We start from the raw sequence: 18,299 nt of genomic DNA on the forward strand, positions 1-18,299 counted from the left end.
CGGGCTAGGGTGCGCCGCCGCGCGAAATCAGTTCCTTGGCCAGGCGGCGGTATGCGTCGGCACCGATGTGGTTTCCGGCGTAGCTGGTGATGGGCTCCGCGGCAACCGTGGCGTCGGCGAACTTGATGGAACGCTTGATGACGGTCTCGAAGACTTTGTCCCCGAACGCCTCCACGAGCCTCGAAATGACTTCGCGGCTGTGCAGGGTGCGGGCGTCGTACATCGTGGCGAGCACGCCGTCCACCTGCAGGCGCGGGTTCAACCGGTCCTGGACCTTTTCGATCGTTTCGACGAGCAGTGCCACCGCGCGGAGGGCGAAGAACTCGCAGATCAGCGGGATGATGACGCCGTGCGCAGCCGTCAAGGCATTGACCGTCAGGAGGCCAAGGGACGGCTGGCAGTCGATGAGCACCACGTCGTAGTCGTCCTCGACGCTCTTGAGCGCGCGGTCCAACACTTGCTCGCGGGCTACCTCGTTGACCAGCTGGACCTCCGCGGCGGAGAGGTCGATGTTCGCCGGCAGGAGGTCGATGCCTTCGACGCCGGTCTTCTGGATGGCGTCGCGGATGTCCACTTTGCGGTCCATCAGAACGTTGTACACGGTGAGGTCGAGCTCGTGCGGGTTCGTTCCCAGCCCCGCGGAAAGGGCCCCTTGGGGATCGAAGTCAACAAGCAGGACGCGCCGGCCGTATTCTGCGAGCGCAGCGGCGAGGTTGATGGTTGACGTGGTCTTGCCGACGCCGCCCTTCTGGTTGACCATGGCGATGACGCGGGCCGGGCCATGGGAGGCCAGCGGCGCGGGCTCGGGGAAGTCGCGGTGCGGGCGGCCCGTGGGCCCCATGACGGCGTCTTCCAGATCGAAATCCGTGCCCTCCAGCGTAGTCGTTCCCCGTTCGCTGCTCACGTATCTATCCACTCTCTCCACGACGGTCATTTCCTGCGGCTGTCTCCAGCACCAGCACTGCTCCCCACCTAGGCTACAGCGCCCGACACGGCATTCTGCGGAACTTGACATTGCCCGCAGTTTGAGCCTTTACCTTCTAGCTGAGGTAGAAGGTTGGTCCACGGTGCCAATAAAATGCAGGCAAGGCAGGTCCCCATGACGGGTTCCTGCCTTGCCAGCGTGGATGCTTCGAAACAGTGTGCCGGACTAAGCGGCCACGGCCTCTTTCACTTCGGGTTCAGCGTGGTGGCTGATCATGGTCAGCTCGTCGAACGGCGTTGCACCGGAGAGGACGTTGGTGACCTGGTTGCGGTCGATTTCCTTGACCCAGGTACCGATCAACACCGTTGCGACGGCGTTGCCCGTGAAGTTGGTCAGGGCGCGGGCTTCCGACATGAAACGGTCGATGCCAACGATCATGCCGACGCCGCCCAGCAATTCGGGCCGGTGTGCCTGCAGGCCTGCGGCCAGGGTAGCAAGGCCTGCACCGGAAACGCCGGCCGCTCCCTTGGACGCAATGATCATGAACACCAGCAGCGATACCTGGGCACCCAGGTCCAGCGGGATACCCATGGCGTTGGCGACGAACAGCGAGGCCATGGTCAGGTAGATGGCAGTTCCATCCAGGTTGAAGGAGTAGCCAGTAGGCACCGTGACACCGACAACCGGCTTGGAAACGCCGAGGTGCTCCATCTTGGCGATGAGCCTCGGCAGCGCCGCTTCGGAGGATGAGGTGGAGAAGATGAGCAGGTACTCGCGGGCCAGGTACTTCATCAGCTGGAAGATGCTGACGCCCGCAACCACCCGCAGCAAGGTTCCGAGCACCACGACGATGAACAGCGCGCAGGTGATGTAGAACGCAACCATCAGGGTGAGCATGCCGAAGATGGCCTTCACACCGGTGGCACCGACCACTGCGGCGATGGCGCCGAAAGCACCGACGGGAGCCAGCCACATGATCATGATGAGGATGCGGAAGACGAGTGCCTGCCCGTGCTGGATGGCCTTGAGTACCGGCTGGCCCTGCGAGCCCATGCGCTGCAGCGCGAAGCCCACCAGGATGGCTACCAAGAGCGTGGGCAGCACGGGAATGTCTCCCGGGATGATGCCCAGCAGGAAGTCAGCGGTACTGTTCGCGGAAGCAGGCGCGTTCGGGTTGTACGGGATCAGCTTCAGGCCTTCACCCGGGTGGATGATGTTGCCAACTACCAAACCGATGGCGAGCGCGAACGTTGACATCACCAGGAAGTAGATGAGTGCGAGGCCGCCGACCTTGCCAACAGTGGCTGCCTTGGCGATCGATCCGATGCCCAGGACGATGGTGCAGAAAATGACCGGGGCGATCATCATTTTGATGAGCTTGATGAAGCCGTCACCCAAAGGCTTGAGGGATTTACCCACTTCCGGGAAAAGCAAGCCGACGACGGCGCCCAGCACAACTGCGGCGATCACGGCGATGTAGAGGTAATGCGACTTGTCCAGCCCCTTGCGCCCGGCCTTCGCGGGTGCAATCTCTCCTCTTTGAGAGGTCATGGCTTTGCTCCTTATAGATACTCTGGAAAGCGCCGTGGTCCCTGCAAAATGTCCCTGCGTCGCTCTGCTGTGATACCCATCATTAGGCGTGGCGTGACATGTATCACTGTTGCGTTCATATTGGTCACAGGATGGCCCGCAGAAAGGAGCACGTGATCCGACGCTGGAGCATCGCCCGCAGACTCTTTGTGGCGAATCTACTGTTCGTGCTGGCGCTCACCGCCATCGTGGGCACGGCAGCCTTCCTGGACGCGAGGGACCGGGCCTACAACGACGCCGGCCAGCGCATGCAGGCGGTGGCCGCCGCGATCGCAGCCAATCCGCTCGTGCTTCAAGCAGCCGCTACGCCGAACCCGTCCGCTACCCTGCAGCCATATGCCCAGGTGGTGACGGCCAATGCCCATGCCGATTTCATCACCATCATGGCTCCGGACCGGACCCGCTGGACCCATCCGAACCCCGACGAAATCGGCAAACCCTACATCGGCACCATCGATCCTGCCCTCCGCGGTCAGACCTTCACCGAAGTCACCGCCGGTACCTTGGGCCCATCCGTCAGAACCATCGTTCCCGTGGAGGATTCCTCGGGCAAAGTCCGGGCCCTCGTGGCGGCGGGTGTCACCGTGCGGACGGTGGACGTCGCCGTGTCAGCGCGACTCACGGCGATCATCGGCATCTCCCTGGCCATGCTCGCAGGCGGCTCCCTCGCCTCGTGGCTATTGGGCCGGTATCTGCGCTCGGTGACCCGGGGCTGGGGACCTGAACAATTGGCACAATTGTTCGCGTACTACGAGTCCGTCCTCCATTCGGTCCGCGAAGGAGTAGTGTTGATCGACACCGGCGGCAGGGTGGTCATGTACAACGACCAGGCTGCGGAACTGCTGGGACTGGAACGGTCCGACGTCGATCCCGCCGCAGAAGCCGCCCCGCGCCTTTCTGATCTGCCCCTCGATCCCAGCCTCCACCGCCTCTTCGAGTCCGGCCGGACGGCGCACGACGAAATCCACCTCACGGGGTCCCGGATCCTGGTGGTGAACCAGGCGCCGGCAGTGGGGCCGCCCGGAATGAGGGGCCGGCAGCGGCCTGCCGTGTTCGGGACCGTGGCCACGCTCCGGGACAGGACGGAAATCGAGTCCCTCGGCAGTGAACTCGAAACAATGAAGACCCTGTCCGACGCCTTGCGGGCCCAGACCCACGAACACGCCAACCGGCTGCACACCATCGTGTCGCTCATGGAGCTCGGGCGGACCACTGACGCCTTGGACTTTGCTACCAAGGACCTTGAACTGAGCCAGCAGCTGACCGACCACCTCGTGGCATCAGTGGACGAGCCTGTCCTGAGTGCGCTCATCATGGGGAAGTCCGCCGAGGCGCACGAACGCGGGGCGGAACTGACTGTCACGGTGACCGGCGGGGACGGCCTCCAGGGACTCGCCGTCCAGGACCTCGTGACCATTTTGGGAAACCTGCTGGACAACGCACTCGACGCCGCCACTGCCGCTCCCCCGCCGCGCAAAGTGGAACTGGGCATCGAATCCGGACCTGGAGGAACCACATTCACGGTGGCCGATTCCGGCCACGGCATCGATCCCGGCATCGTGGACGACGTCTGGCAATACGGATTCAGCACCAAGGCCGCCGGCATCGGCCAGGCGGGTCAACCCGGAGCTGCTTCCCGCGGAGTGGGCTTGGCCTTGGTCCGGCAAGCAGTTCAGCGGCTTGGCGGTACGCTGTCCATCAGCGAATCCACGAGCGCCTTGGGCGGTGCGTTCTTCCGCGTGGCGCTCCCCGCGCCGGACTCCAGGAAGGAAGCCGAATGACCGAAATCCGCGTCCTCGTTGTCGAGGACGAACCTATCGCCGCCGATGCCCATGGCGTCTACGTCGGCCGAATCGACGGCTTCACTGTTGCGGGAACGGCCCCGGACGGACAGTCGGCCCTGCGGCTACTCAACGAATTCGCCGTTGCGGGACAGCCGGTGGACCTCGTCCTGCTGGACATGAACCTGCCGGATCTGCACGGACTGGATGTTGCCCGCCGAATGCGCGCTTCGGGACTCCTTGCGGACATCATCGCCATCACCGCCGTCAGGGAAGTGAACATTGTCCGCAGCGCGGTGTCGATCGGCGTGGTGCAGTACCTCATCAAGCCCTTCACGTTCGCAACGTTCGCAGACAAACTCGCCAGCTACCGCACCTTCCGCGAGCAACTCGCCGCACCGGCGTCGGGCGCTCGGGCGAGTGGAGCCTCGCAAAGCGATGTTGACCAGGCGTTTGCCAGTCTCCGCGCGCCCACCGAAGTCCCACTGCCCAAGGGCCTTTCGGCCCATAGCCTGGAGTCCGTCAAAGACCTCCTGGCCAGCCTTGGCCGGGCCGTGTCGGCAAGCGAGGCAACTGTCGCCCTTGGGATGTCCCGGGTCACCGTGCGCCGCTATCTCGAGTATCTGGCCGACGCCGGAATGGCCACGAGGAATGCCCGCTACGGTACCCCGGGACGGCCGGAGAACGAGTACCGCTGGAACCGGAGTTAGCCCCCCGCGGTCGTTCGCGTTGCGAGGCCCGCTCTGCGACCCAAGTCCCCTAGAGAGCGCAGAGCCCGCGTCCTATTCGCACACGATGCCGCCTTCATCCGATCGTTCAGCGCCCTGGTTCCCGCCCATTCCTGGTTGGTCTATGTTCCCGGTTACAGCCATTGCACGCAGGCTGAGAGGTGGCGCCGGGCGGGCTCCCAATGTGCTTCCCCCGCTGACGTCAAGGGTGGCGCCCGTGGTCCGAGATGCGCGAGCGGAGAGCAGGAATGCGACGGCTTCGGCAACGGTCTCGGGGTCACTGATTCCGCCGAGCACGGCGAAGGTGGACAGGTACTCGCGGTGCCTCGGTCCAGGCGTTGCGGGACGCCAAGAGGTCCTTCGTTCCCATGCCCGCAGCGACGATGAGCCAGACGGTCTCGGCGAGATTGACTTTGTCATGAAGCAGCCCTTTGTTCTTGGCTTCATCGAGTTGTCTGAACACGAAGTCGCGCCAGACGGCGAACGGATCGAGTCGCCGTTCCGGAAAGTGTTGCCGGGACTCGCCCGCCAGCCGGACTCCAGCCCTGACGACAACATCGTTGGCCAGGTCATCGCCGATGGAACGAAAGACGAAAAGCAGCCGTTCAATAGGATCGCTGGTTCGTCGGACTGCTTCCCGTTGAGTTCGTCGCATGCATTCACGTTCGTAATCCAGGACAGCTGCTCCCACTGTGTGCATCGTGGGGAACCATTTCTTGATGTCTCCGACCTGCACGTGAACGATCGACGCGATCCGCTCAAGAGTGACGGTGATGTACGGTTCCGCGGCGAGCATCTCGGCGGCGGCCTGGAGAGCAACGCCGCTCGATGATGCGTCGCGCCCGAAGGCCCCGGCGCCGCCCGGACAATCGTCGGAGCGCTGACCCGGCACGCTATTCGATCTGCTCACGGCTGAGGGCCTTCCTCGTAGGCCAACGCTGCCCTCGCCGTTACCCCGGATGGTGCCTTTGCGTCGACCAGCACATCGTGGAGTTGCCGGCCGGTTCGGGCGAGGGGGCGGTCTCGAACGAGACGCGTGGATGTATGAAGAGATGCGGGCACCCGTGTCGGGGGAGAAGGGAGTCTGAGCTGCATGGTGCGCATCCACAGATTGCCCGCGGCTGATCTGCTCGTCTGCGCTGACTCGTAGATGGCAACCTGAGTGAGCTGTCCCATGGTCACCAGGTAATCGACGGCCGTCAGTGCGGGCCAGAAGGCTGACTCCAGCCCTCCCGGTGTCCGCGCGTCTGAGGCCGGGCTGGAAAACTCATGCTCTGCGCTAAGAGTTTGGTGGGTTGCTTTGTAGGCGGTGAGGAGTGTTCGCGAAACTGTGTTCCTATAGAGCCCGCCATATACAGTGCTGCCAGCGGGCGGCGACCAGTCTCAAATCAACACTCTGAACCCAGCAGTTTCCCAGCACCCCTGGGAAGTCGACCGGGTCCGATTGTTCAAGGAGCACCAACGGAAGAACGATCGCGTCGACCGAACTCAGGTGTGCCACGCGGGCACTACCGTCGGGGTTGGTCGACCAGTCCCGCGGATACAGAACCGAACCTACGGCTTCGAGTGGGTGCCCTGGTCTATTACGGCCGGAGGCTCCCACCAGGTGGGACACCCGGCGGTAACCCGCAGCGAAGTAGCGGCCGTTCGCCGGGCCAAGAGCCTCCTCGATCAAAACCCCAATCATGCTTCTACGTTACAGAGCTATCTGTATTTTTAGAAGCATTTTCCCGGTTGTGCGCCAAGGGCGCTTGATAGGGTTACGTAGTGACGAATCATCAAACAGGGCGGCCTTTCGTCCCGGGCATTACGGAAGCCCTGATCCGGGCCGCTGAGCGCATCATGGTAACCGATGGTTTCTCAGGACTCTCCATTGACGGGCTCGTCACCGAGGTGGGCACGACGAGGCCTACGTTCTACCGCCGGTACCCCAGCATCGCCCATCTCGCCTTCGAGGTCATTGAGGCCCGCTTCGGAACGGGCATGCCGGTCGATACCGGTTCACTTTACGGAGATCTCCTAAAGCTTCAGCGCGAGGATATCGCCATGTTCGCTTCACCGCTTGTCCGAAACAATCTGCCAGGACTTCTAGAATCGGTTCGCACGGACCCGAGGGTGCGCGACAGGTACCGTGACGATTTCGTGGGCCCGCGGCGCGCGAACGTGGCCAGAGTGATGGCTGCGGCAGACGAACGCGGGGAGCTGGCCGATCGGAACGTCGATGTCGATTTGGTGTGTGACCTTCTTGTTGGCCCTATCCTGGCCCGCACCTTGCTGCCCGTGGCGGTGTCCGCCGATGACCGGCTCGCCCGCCAAACCGCACAATTTGTAGTGGGCTACCTCCAATCGACAACCACAGCGGACATGACGGAATCCAGCTAACAGCCGAGGGCAACCGCTGCGGGGTTGCGTCCGGACCGAAGTAGGACCGTTCTGGGAGGCAGGCGTTCAGCCTGATGTTGAACACACTCACACGCGGCTTGCGGCGCCGAGGGTGATCTCTCGATCGCTTCGTCCGGATACAGAGCCGTCATGTGTCACGACGATGACGGCTTTTCCGGCCTCGGCCAGGGTTCTGGTGAGGGCCAGGACATGGTCTCGGTTGAGGTTGTCGAGGGAACCTGTTGGTTCGTCGGCGAGGATCATCTGGCAGGGTTTGAGGATGAGTCGGGCGATGGCGAGACGTTGTTGTTCTCCGCCTGAAAGTTCATAGACTTTGCGATCCGGGTCAAGGTCGAGGCCTACCAGTTCCATCGCGTTTGCCCGGGATTGGCTTTTTTCCTTGCGCGTGCCCGGGGTGTAGGTTTGTGCGATCTTGAGGTTTTCAGTCAGGGTCGCGTTGTCGATCAGGGCGTAGTTCTGAAAGAGATATCCAAGGCGCAGCCTCAGGAGTAAGCGAGCGCTGCGGCTACCCGGACGAGGGGCGCGGCGGCCGAATAACTTGATCTCGCCCTTGTCAGGGTGATCAAGCAGGCCAAGCATGTTAAGGACGGTTGTCTTCCCACTTCCGCTTGGACCTGTAATGGCGACGATCTCGCCTGGGTGGACCTTCAGACCCAGGTCCGAGATGATTTCATGGCCGCGGAAGCCTTTGTGGACTTTCAGGAGTTCGCATACGACGTCGGACATTAGATTTCCCCTTTCAGGATGTTCGGAGTGCGCCGCCGTTCCGTGAGCCACAGGACGCCTACAGCGACCAAGCCCTGAACGGCGCTGACGGCAACAGCCGCGGTGAGCGTGGAGCGCGGCCCGGTGTCGGCATAGGAGAACGGCCGGAAACCGGCCAACACCAGCCCGGAACCGAGCACGGCCTGGACGGCCCACACAATTGCTCCAAGCTTGATGAACTCGCGGTAGCGCCTCCATGTTGACAGGCCGAACAGGCCACGGACGACGATCTTGCGCGCGAACCGCTCAAAAGCGATCGTCAATGTCTGTGCGGTGACAATGATGAGCAATACCACCAGAGCGGCCAGCACGATCGTCGTGTTGCGGGGCTCTCCTGCAGGTGGCCGATCCTGGCGAGCTGATATTCGTTGATGGTCACCAGATGGCGCAGGTTGTCGTCCAGGCCCAGCCTTTTGAGGAGTGGCTGGAGGGCGGTGATCGTGGCCTGGGAGCTCCCTCCTACCAACGGAACCTTCAGTCCGGCGCTGGCGTCACCCGTGACGGCGTTGAGCCGGTCCACGCCCAGACTGTTGGCCCGCGTGATGACTTCAACGATGGGGTCCTCCACCGAGCCACCGGAGGAGGCAGCGACGTCGGGGTTTAACGTGAAAATTCGCTGACCGTTGTCCGTCCAGATGATCCGCACGCGGTGATCTTGCGCAGCCGCGCTTATGTCGCGGTGGAAGATCGTCTTCTCGGCGAAGAGTGCGCTATCGCGTTGGGCCCGGAAATATGCAGTGATCTCTTGTTCCTGGGAGCGGAATTGCTCGGGCACGAGCAACATCCACGACGATTCACTCTCATCGACCGTGATCGGCTGACCGTTTGTGTCACGGATCGGGTATGTGTGGAGGTAGGCAGGATTTACCTGCATCGATCGGTATTGGCCGGCCTGTTGATCTTGCTGGAGCGCCGTCTTTGAGTATGCGCCGGCGTAGACATACAGGGCCCCCAGGGTGCTGAGTGCGTCGTAGAGGTCTGTCGCTTGAACGATAGATGAACCGGGCTGGCCGGTCTGCAGGTCCACGGCATCGTTGCCGTTGCTCACCGGAGCGAAAACACCGTACCCAGTTGTCGAGGTCCAATGTTGCAGCGAGTCGCGTTCATTGTTGATTACATCCACGTTCGACCAGGCACCCGCAGCTACCACTACAAGGGCCGACGAAGTCACAACGGACAGTGCGATTCCTGCACCAAACAATGCTCTGGTGTCACGTCGGTTCTTCAACGCATCTGAGACTCGCATCCTTGCCACGTAAGGTATGGTCAGCAAGCTGGCCGCAGCGAGCAAGCCCACGGCAATTATCTGGTCGAAGACCACAACTGCAACGAATCCTCTGTCCGCGCCAGGCAGAAGGGCCGAGATGGAACCGAGAGCGACGCCGGAGGCAGTGCCGACAATAATTACCGGGCGACCCGTTATCGTCCACCACACCCTGGTCGCACCATAGCCAAGCAAGCGCATCGCGCCAGCTCTCTTTGCCTCATATAACTGTCGGTAGACAGCAAGCACCGCGGTGAGGAGAAGCCCGGCGAGAACCGCGAGTTGCAAGTAGACCGGTGGGACGTTTGTCGGGACAATCAATTGCTGATTCGGTGCGTTCAAATCCGAGGCCACGAAGGTCCGTCCGGCAATGTGAGTGGTGAGCGCGGCAGCTGCTGCGTCCATAAAGGCCGCGCACCCGGCTGGCCCACACTCGGCATAGTAGGTTCCCGGCGCAGGCATCGTGTCGAACGCTGTCCGTAGTGGACGGAATGAGAAACGCTCTCCCTCCCCCAGGACACGCAGGACACCAACCGTGTTCGCGTTGTTGTCCGATGACGCGACCGAAGCGACGCCTTCCTGCGACTCTAGGACGGTAAGGAATCTCCCAGATGAGAGGGCGGCACCGTCGAAGACGCGAGTATCCGGCTGGGTCAAAAGCACGTACTGAGTCACGAACGCGTGGTCGTTTTCATCCACCCCGACCACCGTCCTGAAAACGTTGCTGCTGGTGGCTACAGCTGCGCTTCTCAACGCGGACAGCACAGCATCGGGATCTGCTGCGTCGCTCGGGACTGAAAACGCCTGTCCGGCATCGGCTGCCGCGCGCGCGATAGCCGTGCGTTCCTCATTGATTCCGTTCACGAAGCTCACACCAAATGTTGCAGCGCACACTGCGATCACCAGTCCCAGCAGGACATGTTTCATCGGCGTACCACACCTTCAACTCTTCGACATTTCGGTTCGCCGCCCACAAACAAAGGGGTCGGCGGGCCCGAAGAGGACCCGCCGACCGACAACCGCTGTGACGGCATCTGCACATCGGGGATGGCTGCTGCTCAGTAGGTAGCCCAATATTGGGCGGCATTCTCGCCGGCACCGCACTGGGTATCAGCGTTGGCCCAGTTATTGGCATTGGCATAGATCTTGACATTGTTCGTGCCGCCAATAGCCGTAGCGGAGTGGTACGCGGTTGGATGAACGTAGTGAGACCAGACGTTCTTGAACCACGGTGCTTGGAACGAGGTCCCGTAACTCCAAGGGCCGCCACCGACGTTGGTGATCGTTCCTGCAAGTGCGGGAGCTGCTGCGCCGATCGTCAACACACCGACCAGGGCTCCCCCGGCCAGCAGACGCTTAACTTTCATGACATCCCCATTCTTCTAGCGGCCGGAGTTGGCCCTTGTGGAGTAATGATTCGCCTCAGCCGTATCGATGTACGGCCTCGTCGATACAGCCTAGTGTGTAATGTAATGTTCCTTGGAGTCAATGGGTGAGCTCATCGGGATCCAGTTCCCAGATCGGCGAAGTCAACGTCCCGCAGGACAAGGGCCACAGTAGGGCGATCGGCCGACCCCATCGCCGCCAAACACCAACCGTTCAAGCACTAACTCCACCTCGCACCAGCCGAGGTACTCGGCCGCCTCGCAACGAAGACCCATTCACAGGTGCCATGTATACACGGGACGAAAAATATCGCCTTTTCCTTGTCAAAAGCTAGGCTTGATCACCATTTGTGTATACACTGAGGACGTCCACCCAGCGAAGGAGGGTCCATGCGTGCCAGCGACAAAGCCTATGCGGCCCTGCGCGAAGACATCATTGAGTGGCGCTTGGCACCCGGAACGGTCCTCGCAGAAGTGGAACAATCCGAACGCCTGGGCGTGTCCCGCACACCGGTCCGGGAGGCACTGAGCCGGCTCAGCGCGGAAGGCCTGACGACGGCGGCAGGCGGCCGCGGCGTCGTCGTCACCGATATCTCGCTGGACGACATCGACGAACTGTTCGAGCTGCGCGAAACCCTGGAAGGCAAAGCCGCTGCCCTCGCCGCGGAACGCGGTGAACGCCCGGTGTTCGAGCAACTCCACGCCAAGCTCCTCCGGGCACCGGAGATGCTCAACGACAGCGACCCCTCCCGGCACGACTATTACGCCCTGGTGGGAAGGCTCGACGAAGCGATCGACGAGGCCATCTCCAATTCCTACCTCGCCCAGGCCATGCGCAGTCTACGCGTCCACCTCGTGCGGGTCCGCCGCCTCGCGGCCGACGACGACGAACGCCTCCATGCCGCCGCGGCCGAGCACGCCGCGATCGCCGAAGCCATCGCGGCAGGCAACCCCCGGCTCGCCGAAGCCGCCACCACAGTCCATCTGCACCGCAGTCTTTCCCACGTCAAAGCCACCCACACCCCTCACTAGAAGGAGCACCATGGTGAAGAACAACCACGTCCGCGTCTACAAGAGCGAAGAGAACCTTGCCCGTGAGGAGCAGCTGGCGCACAAGCTCGCCACTGTTGCCGCTGACCCCGTCGAGGTGACTCCCGAGGTCACGGACATGATCATCAACCGGATCATCGACAATGCCTCGGTTGCTGTCGCGTCATTGAACCGTGCCCCGATCATCGCTGCCCGGGCGCAGGCCCTGACCCACGCGCCGACCACCAACGGCAAAGGTTCGTCGGTCTTCGGAATCAGCGACAAGGTCTCCCCCGAGTGGGCCGCCTGGGCAAACGGCGTCGCCGTCCGCGAACTCGACTACCACGACACGTTCCTGGCCGCGGACTACTCCCACCCGGGGGACAACATCCCGCCGATCCTCGCCGTGGCCCAGCATGTCGGATCGAGCGGCAAGGACCTGATCCGCGGCATTGCCACCGGCTATGAAATCCAGGTGAACCTGGTCAAGGCCATCTGCCTGCACAAGCACAAGATCGACCACGTAGCGCACCTCGGCCCGTCCGCCGCCGCCGGCATCGGCACCCTCCTGGGCCTGGACGTCGAGACGATCTTCCAGTCCGTCGGCCAGGCCCTGCACACCACCACGGCCACACGGCAGTCCCGCAAGGGCGAAATCTCCACCTGGAAGGCCCACGCCCCCGCGTTCGCGGGCAAGATGGCAGTCGAGGCCGTTGACCGCTCGATGCGCGGCCAGACCTCCCCCGTGCCCATCTACGAAGGCGAAGACGGCGTCATCGCTTGGATGCTGGACGGCCCGGACGCCTCCTACGAGGTCCCGCTGCCCGAAGCCGGAGAGCCCAAGCGGGCCATCCTGGACACCTACACCAAGGAACACTCCGCCGAATACCAGGCCCAGGCCTGGATCGACCTCGCCCGGAAACTGCACGGCGAGCACCCCGAAGCCACGGATCCGGCCAACGTGAAGTCCGTTCTGATCAAGACCAGCCACCACACGCACTACGTGATCGGTTCCGGCGCCAACGACCCCCAGAAGTACTCGCCCAGCGCGAGCCGGGAAACCCTGGACCACTCGATCCCGTACATCTTCACCGTCGCGCTGCAGGACGGCACCTGGCACCACGTCCACTCCTACAGCCCCGAACGCGCCGGCCGCCCCGACACCGTGGAACTCTGGCACAAGGTCACCACCGTGGAAGACCCCGAATGGACCCGCCGCTACCACTCCCTGGACATCGCGGAAAAGGCCTTCGGCGGCACCGTTGTCATCACACTCACGGATGGAACGGTGATCACGGATGAGATCGCCGTGGCCGACGCCCACCCGCTCGGCGCCCGGCCCTTTGCCCGCGAGCAGTACGTGAACAAGTTCCGCACACTCGCCGCGGGCCTCGTCGAGGCGTCCGAGATCGAGAGGTTCCTCGCCGCCGCCGAGGCCCTCCCGGACCTGGGACCGGGCGAACTGGACCAGCTGAACATCACCGCGGCACCCGGCGTCATCGACCTTGCCGCCGCACCGAAGGGACTCTTCTAGATGCTCTACTCCAAGACCACCCCGGAGCAGAAGCGCCTCGCCCTGCGCGGGATGCTCGCTTCCGGGACCATCCAGCAGTTCCCCGGAGCGTTCAACCCGCTCTCGGCACGACTGATCGAGGAGAAGGGCTTCCCCGGGGTCTACATCTCCGGCGCCGTCCTCGCCAACGACCTCGGCCTTCCGGACATCGGTCTCACCACCCTCACCGAAGTGGCCACACGGGCAGGCCAGATCGCCCGCATGACCGAACTCCCGTGCCTCGTGGACGCGGACACCGGATTCGGCGAGCCGATGAACGTGGCCCGCTCCATCCAGGAACTGGAAAACGCCGGGCTGGCCGGTTGCCATATCGAGGACCAGTTCAACCCCAAGCGCTGCGGGCACCTGGACGGCAAGAACGTGGTCGACGTCGACACCGCCGCCAAGCGCATCCGTGCGGCGGCCGATGCCCGTCGCGACCCGAACTTCCTCATCATGGCCCGGACCGACATCCGCGCCGTCGAGGGCATAGAGGCCGCGCAGGAACGTGCCCGGGCACTGGTCGACGCCGGCGCGGACGCGATCTTCCCGGAAGCCATGAAGGATCTCAGCGAGTTCCAAGCCATCCGTGATGCAGTGGATGTGCCGATCCTGGCCAACATGACCGAGTTCGGCAAGAGCGAGCTATTCACCGTGGAACAGCTCCAGGGCGTCGGCGTGAACATGGTGATCTACCCGGTCACCTTGCTCCGCATTGCCATGGGGGCTGCAGAGCGTACGCTGGAAACGATCAAGGCCACAGGAACGCAGGAGGCGCAGGTGGAGAACATGCTCACCCGTGCACGCCTCTATGACCTCGTGGACTACGAGGCCTACAACCAATTCGACACGAGCGTTTTCAACTTCCAGGTTCCTGGGCTCAGCCGGTAACTGGATCAACCAAGGGATGCAGGCGCTCCGGGCTATTCCGGAGTGTTTGCCGATGAACGAAGGAGAACAGCATGGTAGCTGTTGAGATCAAGAAGGGCCTGGCCGGCGTCGTGGTTGACTACACCGCAATCTCCAAGGTCAACCCGGACACCAACTCGCTGCTCTACCGCGGCTACCCCGTGCAGGAACTCGCCGCCAAGTGCAGCTTCGAGGAAGTTGCCTTCCTGCTGTGGAACGGTGAACTGCCCACGCCGGAGGAACTTGCAGAGTTCACAGCCCGCGAGCGCGCGGGCCGCGCCCTTGACCCTGTAGTGAAGCAGGTCATCGATACTCTGCCGACGACTGCCCACCCCATGGATGTCTGCCGAACGGCCGCTTCAGTGCTGGGAGCACGGCACCCGCTGGCCGAGGTATCCACCCCCGAAGCCAACATGACCAAGGCAATTGACCTGTTCGCCGCCATGCCGGCAGTGGTCGCCTACGACCAGCGCCGCCGGCGCGCGGAGGGCCAGTCCATCGAACCCGTGGCACCGCGGGACGACCTCGGATATTCCGCGAATTTCCTGTGGATGACGTTCGGTGAGGACCCGGTGGACGAGGTCGTGAAGGCCTTCAACGTCTCGATGATCCTTTACGCCGAGCACTCCTTCAACGCGTCCACCTTCACGGCCCGCGTTGTCACCTCCACGCTCTCGGACCTGCACTCCGCGGTCACCGCGGCGATCGGTGCCCTCAAGGGTCCGCTGCACGGTGGCGCCAACGAGGCGGTCATGCACACCTTCGAGGAAATCGGGATCCGCACCGAGGAATCGCTCGATGAGGCCGCCGGCCGGGCGAAGACCTGGATGGAGCACGCCCTTGCGCAGAAGAAGAAGGTCATGGGATTCGGGCACCGCGTCTACAAGCACGGGGACTCCAGGGTGCCCACCATGAAGGCAGCGCTGGACAAGATGATCGCCCACTACGGCCGGCCGGAGATCCTGGGCCTGTACAACGGGCTGGAACAGGCCATGGATGAGGCCAAGGCGATCAAACCCAACCTCGACTACCCCGCCGGTCCCACGTACCACCTCATGGGCTTCGACACCCCCACCTTCACCCCGCTGTTCGTCGCGAGCCGCATCACCGGCTGGACCGCACACATCATGGAGCAGCTCGGATCGAACTCCCTGATCCGTCCGCTCAGCGAATACAACGGCGTGGATGAACGGCACCTGCCGTAATTTCACCAAGTACGACGCCGGGCCGGTCACCCGCCTGGGACGTGGCCGGCCCGCCGTCGTTATTGTCCTGTAGCCAGGTTTGCTAATCGGTGAGTACGAGGCTCGTCATCATGAGCTTCAGCTTTGCGTACTCGGGTGTCCCCATGTAGGCCATGGCTTCGTGCATGGTGTCGAAGACCGGAGCTCCGGGACCTTGGATGCTCCTGTCGGCAAAGGACAGGGAGCCCTTGGGGGCCCCACTGACCACTGCGTACATCAGGGTCGGGCACGTGTCCGTCAGCTGCCCGCTGGACTTGTCGACGAGACCAACTTCATAGCTCAAGCCTTTGCCCACCGGGGTTTGGTCCAGCACGCGGTATGAGAACCTGGCACCTGCTGCTTCCGCCCAGGAATATCCCATGGTGAAGGAATCGAGCTCCGTCACTTTGTAGCGCTCACTGGGACCGCAGGCGCCACCGAGGCCACCTCCGGAGCCGCGGTACAGCTGGGCGACCCTCTTGCCAGACTCGTTGGTGACGTCAATCCCCAAGGCCGGGAATTCCGCCGTCCCCGCGGGCACCTCGGCCGCTGTCCATCCCGTTGGCAAATCGAACTGGACCTTCGCAGCTTGGCTTGTGTAAATAGAGGAGACCACAGTTTTGCTGGGCTTCAGGGACAAAGAGCTCAACATCCGCTTCATATCCTGGTAATCCTGCGTCTGCATGTAGGCCCGTGCCTCCGCCATGGTGTCGAAGACGAGAGGCGCGTTCGAGCCGTCTGCGGCCATCGCCCAAGTGTCACCAAATTCGACCAAGGGAACGTTGTCCGGTCCGGTAATGCCATTGATTTGGTGGCACACAGGTGTTCCGGGCAACTCATGCTCCTCCGAGAGCGCGACTGTGCCGTAGACGCGATCGCCTTCGATCACAGTGAATGTGAAACGAGAGGGACCAAGCGCGGAGCCCTTGGCTCCTGAAAACCATGCGACCTTGTCTGCCTTCTGCGGGATATCCAGATCCACCGAATCCAGGACCGTGACCGGCTTTGGAGAGTACGGCTTGGGATTGGCACAGCCACCAATAGCCCCGTCGTAGACCAAGTTCAGCACCGCCACCTGCTTGTTCTCTGCATCCCGTATTGAAGCCTGGTTGTACGATCCGCCGGCAATCATCGTCGGTCGCTCCACTACGAACCAGCTCTCAGGCAGCTCGAACGTCGCCTGCGATGTCGCGTCTGTAAACGTCTTCCACCGGACAGCGGGGGCCATGCTTACAGTTGGGGTTGGTGTTGGTGTTGGTGTCGCAGTGGGCGTTGCGGAGGTTGACGGGGTGGCGGAGGGAGCCGGAGTCACATGCCCGGAATTGGCCGGAGCAGGAGCCCCGGTCAACGCGCCCAGATTCGACACCACCAGCACACCAGCCGTTACGGCAGCTGCAGCGATAGTGAGCAATCCAGCAATGCGCATGGCGCGCTGCCGCTTGGCATCGGCCAAGGACCGGACGTCCGGCGGCATCTTGTCAACGGCTTCGGAACGGTCCGTGACAATTTGCCGCAGTACCGTCTCGGCGTCGGGGACCGCAGCTGGATCTGCTTTCAACGGATCAGTTGCGGAAATCAAATTCTTGATGGCATCCATTTCATGCCCCCATTTTCTGTGAAGCGGTTTCGGCCCGGACCGGCATGGCCTTCCGGAATGCCTCGCGGGCTCGGTGTAGACGCACCTTGGCGGCCGATTCGCTACACTGCAGCACGCCGGCGATTTCTGCGATCGAGAGTTCATCCCAATACGCGAGTTGCAGGACGTCACGGTCCTTTTCCCTCAAAGCAGCCATGGCATGTTCCACAACTTCGTTGCTTTCGGCAGTAGCACCGGTGGCACCTGCGGATTCCCTAAGCCGCAAATGCAATGCCTGCTGACGTTCGTGGCTACGGTAGGCGTTCCCCAGCAGATTCCGAGCTACGGCGAACAACCACGCGGGTTCAGTCGCCCTTGCTTCATCCCATTTTTGCCATGCCACGCGAAACACGTCCGCCGCGAGCTCCTGCGCTAATTCCGCATCTGAAACGCGTCGTCGAACAAAGCCGAAAACGCGTGGGTAACAGTCCTTGTGAAGCGTGATAAACGCCAGCTCCCGTTCCGAAAGCATGGTCCCCCCTTGAAGTTTTAAGCCTGTGGTTACCGGCTACGAGGGTAATTTCCAAGAAGCCGGACAAAGTTACATTTCCAACCAAGCTTTCTTGAAGATTCCTCGCAGCTAGCGCGCTGCTCCCGAATCCAGCCACTCGCCAGTGTGAACTTCGGCGACACTTTCGTTGTCATCAGCAAGCACGACTTCAACTGCGATGCGTTGACCGGAAATCATGGCGGGAAGCCAGTGTTCGGCGTCGGCCCACATCCGCTCGACAGGTAGTCCTTTCACCCGGTACCAGTGCGGCGCTATTTCATCACTTTCGGCGGGTTCGCCGGTCCATCTCCCGCTCAGGTACACCGTTGTGAACATGTTCCACTCGGGCTTGGCAGGGAAGACGAAATCCACTGTCCCGGCAGGAATGAGATCCTCTTCTTCCACGTGGACGAAGATCTCCTCCTGAACTTCCCGGCATACAGCCTCGGCGGCTGTCTCTCCGGATTCCACGTGTCCGCCGACGCCCACGATTTTCCCCGTGCCGAAGCCGGTCTTCTTCCGGCCCAGGAGCACCTCCTGTCCGGCGTCGCCGTCGCGGAGCAGGAAGCACAGGGTGACGTGGGCTGCAGTCATTGACCAAGCCTAACTCTGCGGGGCT

Annotated in this window: 18 protein-coding genes and 1 pseudogene; 7 read left to right on the forward strand and 12 right to left on the reverse strand. The window is 62.5% G+C overall.

The genetic code is table 11. The annotated features are described in order from the left end of the window. Nucleotides 1-4: 4 nt before the first annotated feature. Both AC4CS3_RS20760 and AC4CS3_RS20765 read right to left on the reverse strand, forming a co-directional pair. The gene (locus AC4CS3_RS20760; protein ID WP_345446988.1) at nucleotides 5-904 is read right to left on the reverse strand and encodes a ParA family protein; all 900 of its coding nucleotides are present in this window, start codon (nucleotides 902-904) and stop codon (nucleotides 5-7) included. Between the two features lie 246 nt (nucleotides 905-1,150). Continuing rightward, nucleotides 1,151-2,476, reverse strand: a complete 1,326-nt coding sequence (locus AC4CS3_RS20765; RefSeq protein ID WP_441414772.1) for a cation:dicarboxylate symporter family transporter — start codon at nucleotides 2,474-2,476, stop codon at nucleotides 1,151-1,153. A 152-nt stretch (nucleotides 2,477-2,628) separates the two neighbouring features. Here AC4CS3_RS20765 and AC4CS3_RS20770 point away from each other — a divergent pair, with 152 nt between their 5' ends. After that, nucleotides 2,629-4,296 (forward strand): sensor histidine kinase, encoded by a 1,668-nt coding sequence (locus AC4CS3_RS20770; RefSeq protein WP_490785047.1) that lies wholly within the window; start codon nucleotides 2,629-2,631, stop codon nucleotides 4,294-4,296. Next, nucleotides 4,293-5,006: a response regulator gene (locus AC4CS3_RS20775; RefSeq protein WP_490785024.1), complete on the forward strand. Its 714-nt coding sequence runs from the start codon at nucleotides 4,293-4,295 to the stop codon at nucleotides 5,004-5,006. Before AC4CS3_RS20770 ends, AC4CS3_RS20775 begins: the two co-directional genes overlap by 4 nt. 295 nt (nucleotides 5,007-5,301) lie before the next feature. Here the strand turns inward: AC4CS3_RS20775 and AC4CS3_RS20780 are convergent, their stop codons facing one another. From AC4CS3_RS20780 to AC4CS3_RS20790, 3 genes and pseudogenes are all read right to left on the reverse strand, one after another. Then, entirely contained in the window at nucleotides 5,302-5,934 is a 633-nt protein-coding gene (locus AC4CS3_RS20780) for a hypothetical protein (RefSeq protein ID WP_490785025.1), read from the reverse strand. After that, nucleotides 5,931-6,311 (reverse strand): annotated as a pseudogene (locus AC4CS3_RS20785) (AvrD family protein); the annotation flags it as partial. The gene AC4CS3_RS20780 and the pseudogene AC4CS3_RS20785, both read right to left, overlap by 4 nt. Nucleotides 6,312-6,360: 49 nt before the next feature. Then, the gene (locus tag AC4CS3_RS20790) at nucleotides 6,361-6,711 is read right to left on the reverse strand and encodes an AvrD family protein (RefSeq protein ID WP_490785026.1); all 351 of its coding nucleotides are present in this window, start codon (nucleotides 6,709-6,711) and stop codon (nucleotides 6,361-6,363) included. Nucleotides 6,712-6,791: 80 nt separating this feature from the next. Here AC4CS3_RS20790 and AC4CS3_RS20795 point away from each other — a divergent pair, with 80 nt between their 5' ends. Beyond that, a complete protein-coding gene (locus AC4CS3_RS20795) occupies nucleotides 6,792-7,406 on the forward strand; it encodes a TetR-like C-terminal domain-containing protein (RefSeq protein ID WP_490785027.1) in 615 nt (204 codons plus the stop codon). 87 nt (nucleotides 7,407-7,493) lie between these two features. On the opposite strand, the gene AC4CS3_RS20800 is transcribed toward AC4CS3_RS20795, so the two are convergent. The 4 genes from AC4CS3_RS20800 to AC4CS3_RS20815 form a co-directional block, all read right to left on the reverse strand. Next, nucleotides 7,494-8,153 (reverse strand): ATP-binding cassette domain-containing protein, encoded by a 660-nt coding sequence (locus AC4CS3_RS20800; RefSeq protein WP_490785028.1) that lies wholly within the window; start codon nucleotides 8,151-8,153, stop codon nucleotides 7,494-7,496. Then, the gene (locus AC4CS3_RS20805) at nucleotides 8,153-8,503 is read right to left on the reverse strand and encodes a DUF1430 domain-containing protein (protein ID WP_490785029.1); all 351 of its coding nucleotides are present in this window, start codon (nucleotides 8,501-8,503) and stop codon (nucleotides 8,153-8,155) included. The genes AC4CS3_RS20800 and AC4CS3_RS20805 overlap by 1 nt, the downstream gene beginning before the upstream one ends. Further along, nucleotides 8,452-10,383 carry a hypothetical protein gene (locus AC4CS3_RS20810; protein ID WP_490785030.1) on the reverse strand — a complete coding sequence of 644 codons (1,932 nt, stop codon included), beginning with the start codon at nucleotides 10,381-10,383 and terminating at the stop codon, nucleotides 8,452-8,454. The genes AC4CS3_RS20805 and AC4CS3_RS20810 overlap by 52 nt, the downstream gene beginning before the upstream one ends. 131 nt (nucleotides 10,384-10,514) lie before the next feature. After that, on the reverse strand, nucleotides 10,515-10,823 hold the full coding sequence (locus tag AC4CS3_RS20815) for a lactococcin 972 family bacteriocin (protein WP_490785031.1): 309 nt from the start codon (nucleotides 10,821-10,823) through the stop codon (nucleotides 10,515-10,517). A 408-nt stretch (nucleotides 10,824-11,231) separates the two neighbouring features. Here AC4CS3_RS20815 and AC4CS3_RS20820 point away from each other — a divergent pair, with 408 nt between their 5' ends. The 4 genes from AC4CS3_RS20820 to AC4CS3_RS20835 all read left to right on the forward strand — a co-directional run bounded on the left by AC4CS3_RS20820 (nucleotide 11,232) and on the right by AC4CS3_RS20835 (nucleotide 15,536). Then, entirely contained in the window at nucleotides 11,232-11,873 is a 642-nt protein-coding gene (locus AC4CS3_RS20820; RefSeq protein ID WP_490785032.1) for a GntR family transcriptional regulator, read from the forward strand. Nucleotides 11,874-11,883: 10 nt separating this feature from the next. After that, nucleotides 11,884-13,404 carry an MmgE/PrpD family protein gene (locus AC4CS3_RS20825; protein WP_490785033.1) on the forward strand — a complete coding sequence of 507 codons (1,521 nt, stop codon included), beginning with the start codon at nucleotides 11,884-11,886 and terminating at the stop codon, nucleotides 13,402-13,404. After that, complete coding sequence (gene prpB, locus AC4CS3_RS20830) at nucleotides 13,405-14,313, forward strand: methylisocitrate lyase (RefSeq protein WP_490785034.1); 909 nt, start codon at nucleotides 13,405-13,407, stop codon at nucleotides 14,311-14,313. A 71-nt stretch (nucleotides 14,314-14,384) separates the two neighbouring features. Beyond that, nucleotides 14,385-15,536 carry a bifunctional 2-methylcitrate synthase/citrate synthase gene (locus AC4CS3_RS20835; RefSeq protein WP_490785035.1) on the forward strand — a complete coding sequence of 384 codons (1,152 nt, stop codon included), beginning with the start codon at nucleotides 14,385-14,387 and terminating at the stop codon, nucleotides 15,534-15,536. A gap of 82 nt (nucleotides 15,537-15,618) precedes the next feature. Here the strand turns inward: AC4CS3_RS20835 and AC4CS3_RS20840 are convergent, their stop codons facing one another. The 3 genes from AC4CS3_RS20840 to AC4CS3_RS20850 form a co-directional block, all read right to left on the reverse strand. Beyond that, complete coding sequence (locus AC4CS3_RS20840) at nucleotides 15,619-17,112, reverse strand: hypothetical protein (protein WP_490785036.1); 1,494 nt, start codon at nucleotides 17,110-17,112, stop codon at nucleotides 15,619-15,621. A gap of 40 nt (nucleotides 17,113-17,152) precedes the next feature. Then, the gene (locus AC4CS3_RS20845; protein ID WP_490785037.1) at nucleotides 17,153-17,662 is read right to left on the reverse strand and encodes an RNA polymerase sigma factor; all 510 of its coding nucleotides are present in this window, start codon (nucleotides 17,660-17,662) and stop codon (nucleotides 17,153-17,155) included. Nucleotides 17,663-17,770: 108 nt separating this feature from the next. Beyond that, on the reverse strand, nucleotides 17,771-18,274 hold the full coding sequence (locus tag AC4CS3_RS20850; protein WP_490785038.1) for an 8-oxo-dGTP diphosphatase: 504 nt from the start codon (nucleotides 18,272-18,274) through the stop codon (nucleotides 17,771-17,773). Nucleotides 18,275-18,299 lie beyond the last annotated feature (25 nt).

Source organism: Arthrobacter sp. SE2, from assembly GCF_058244265.1.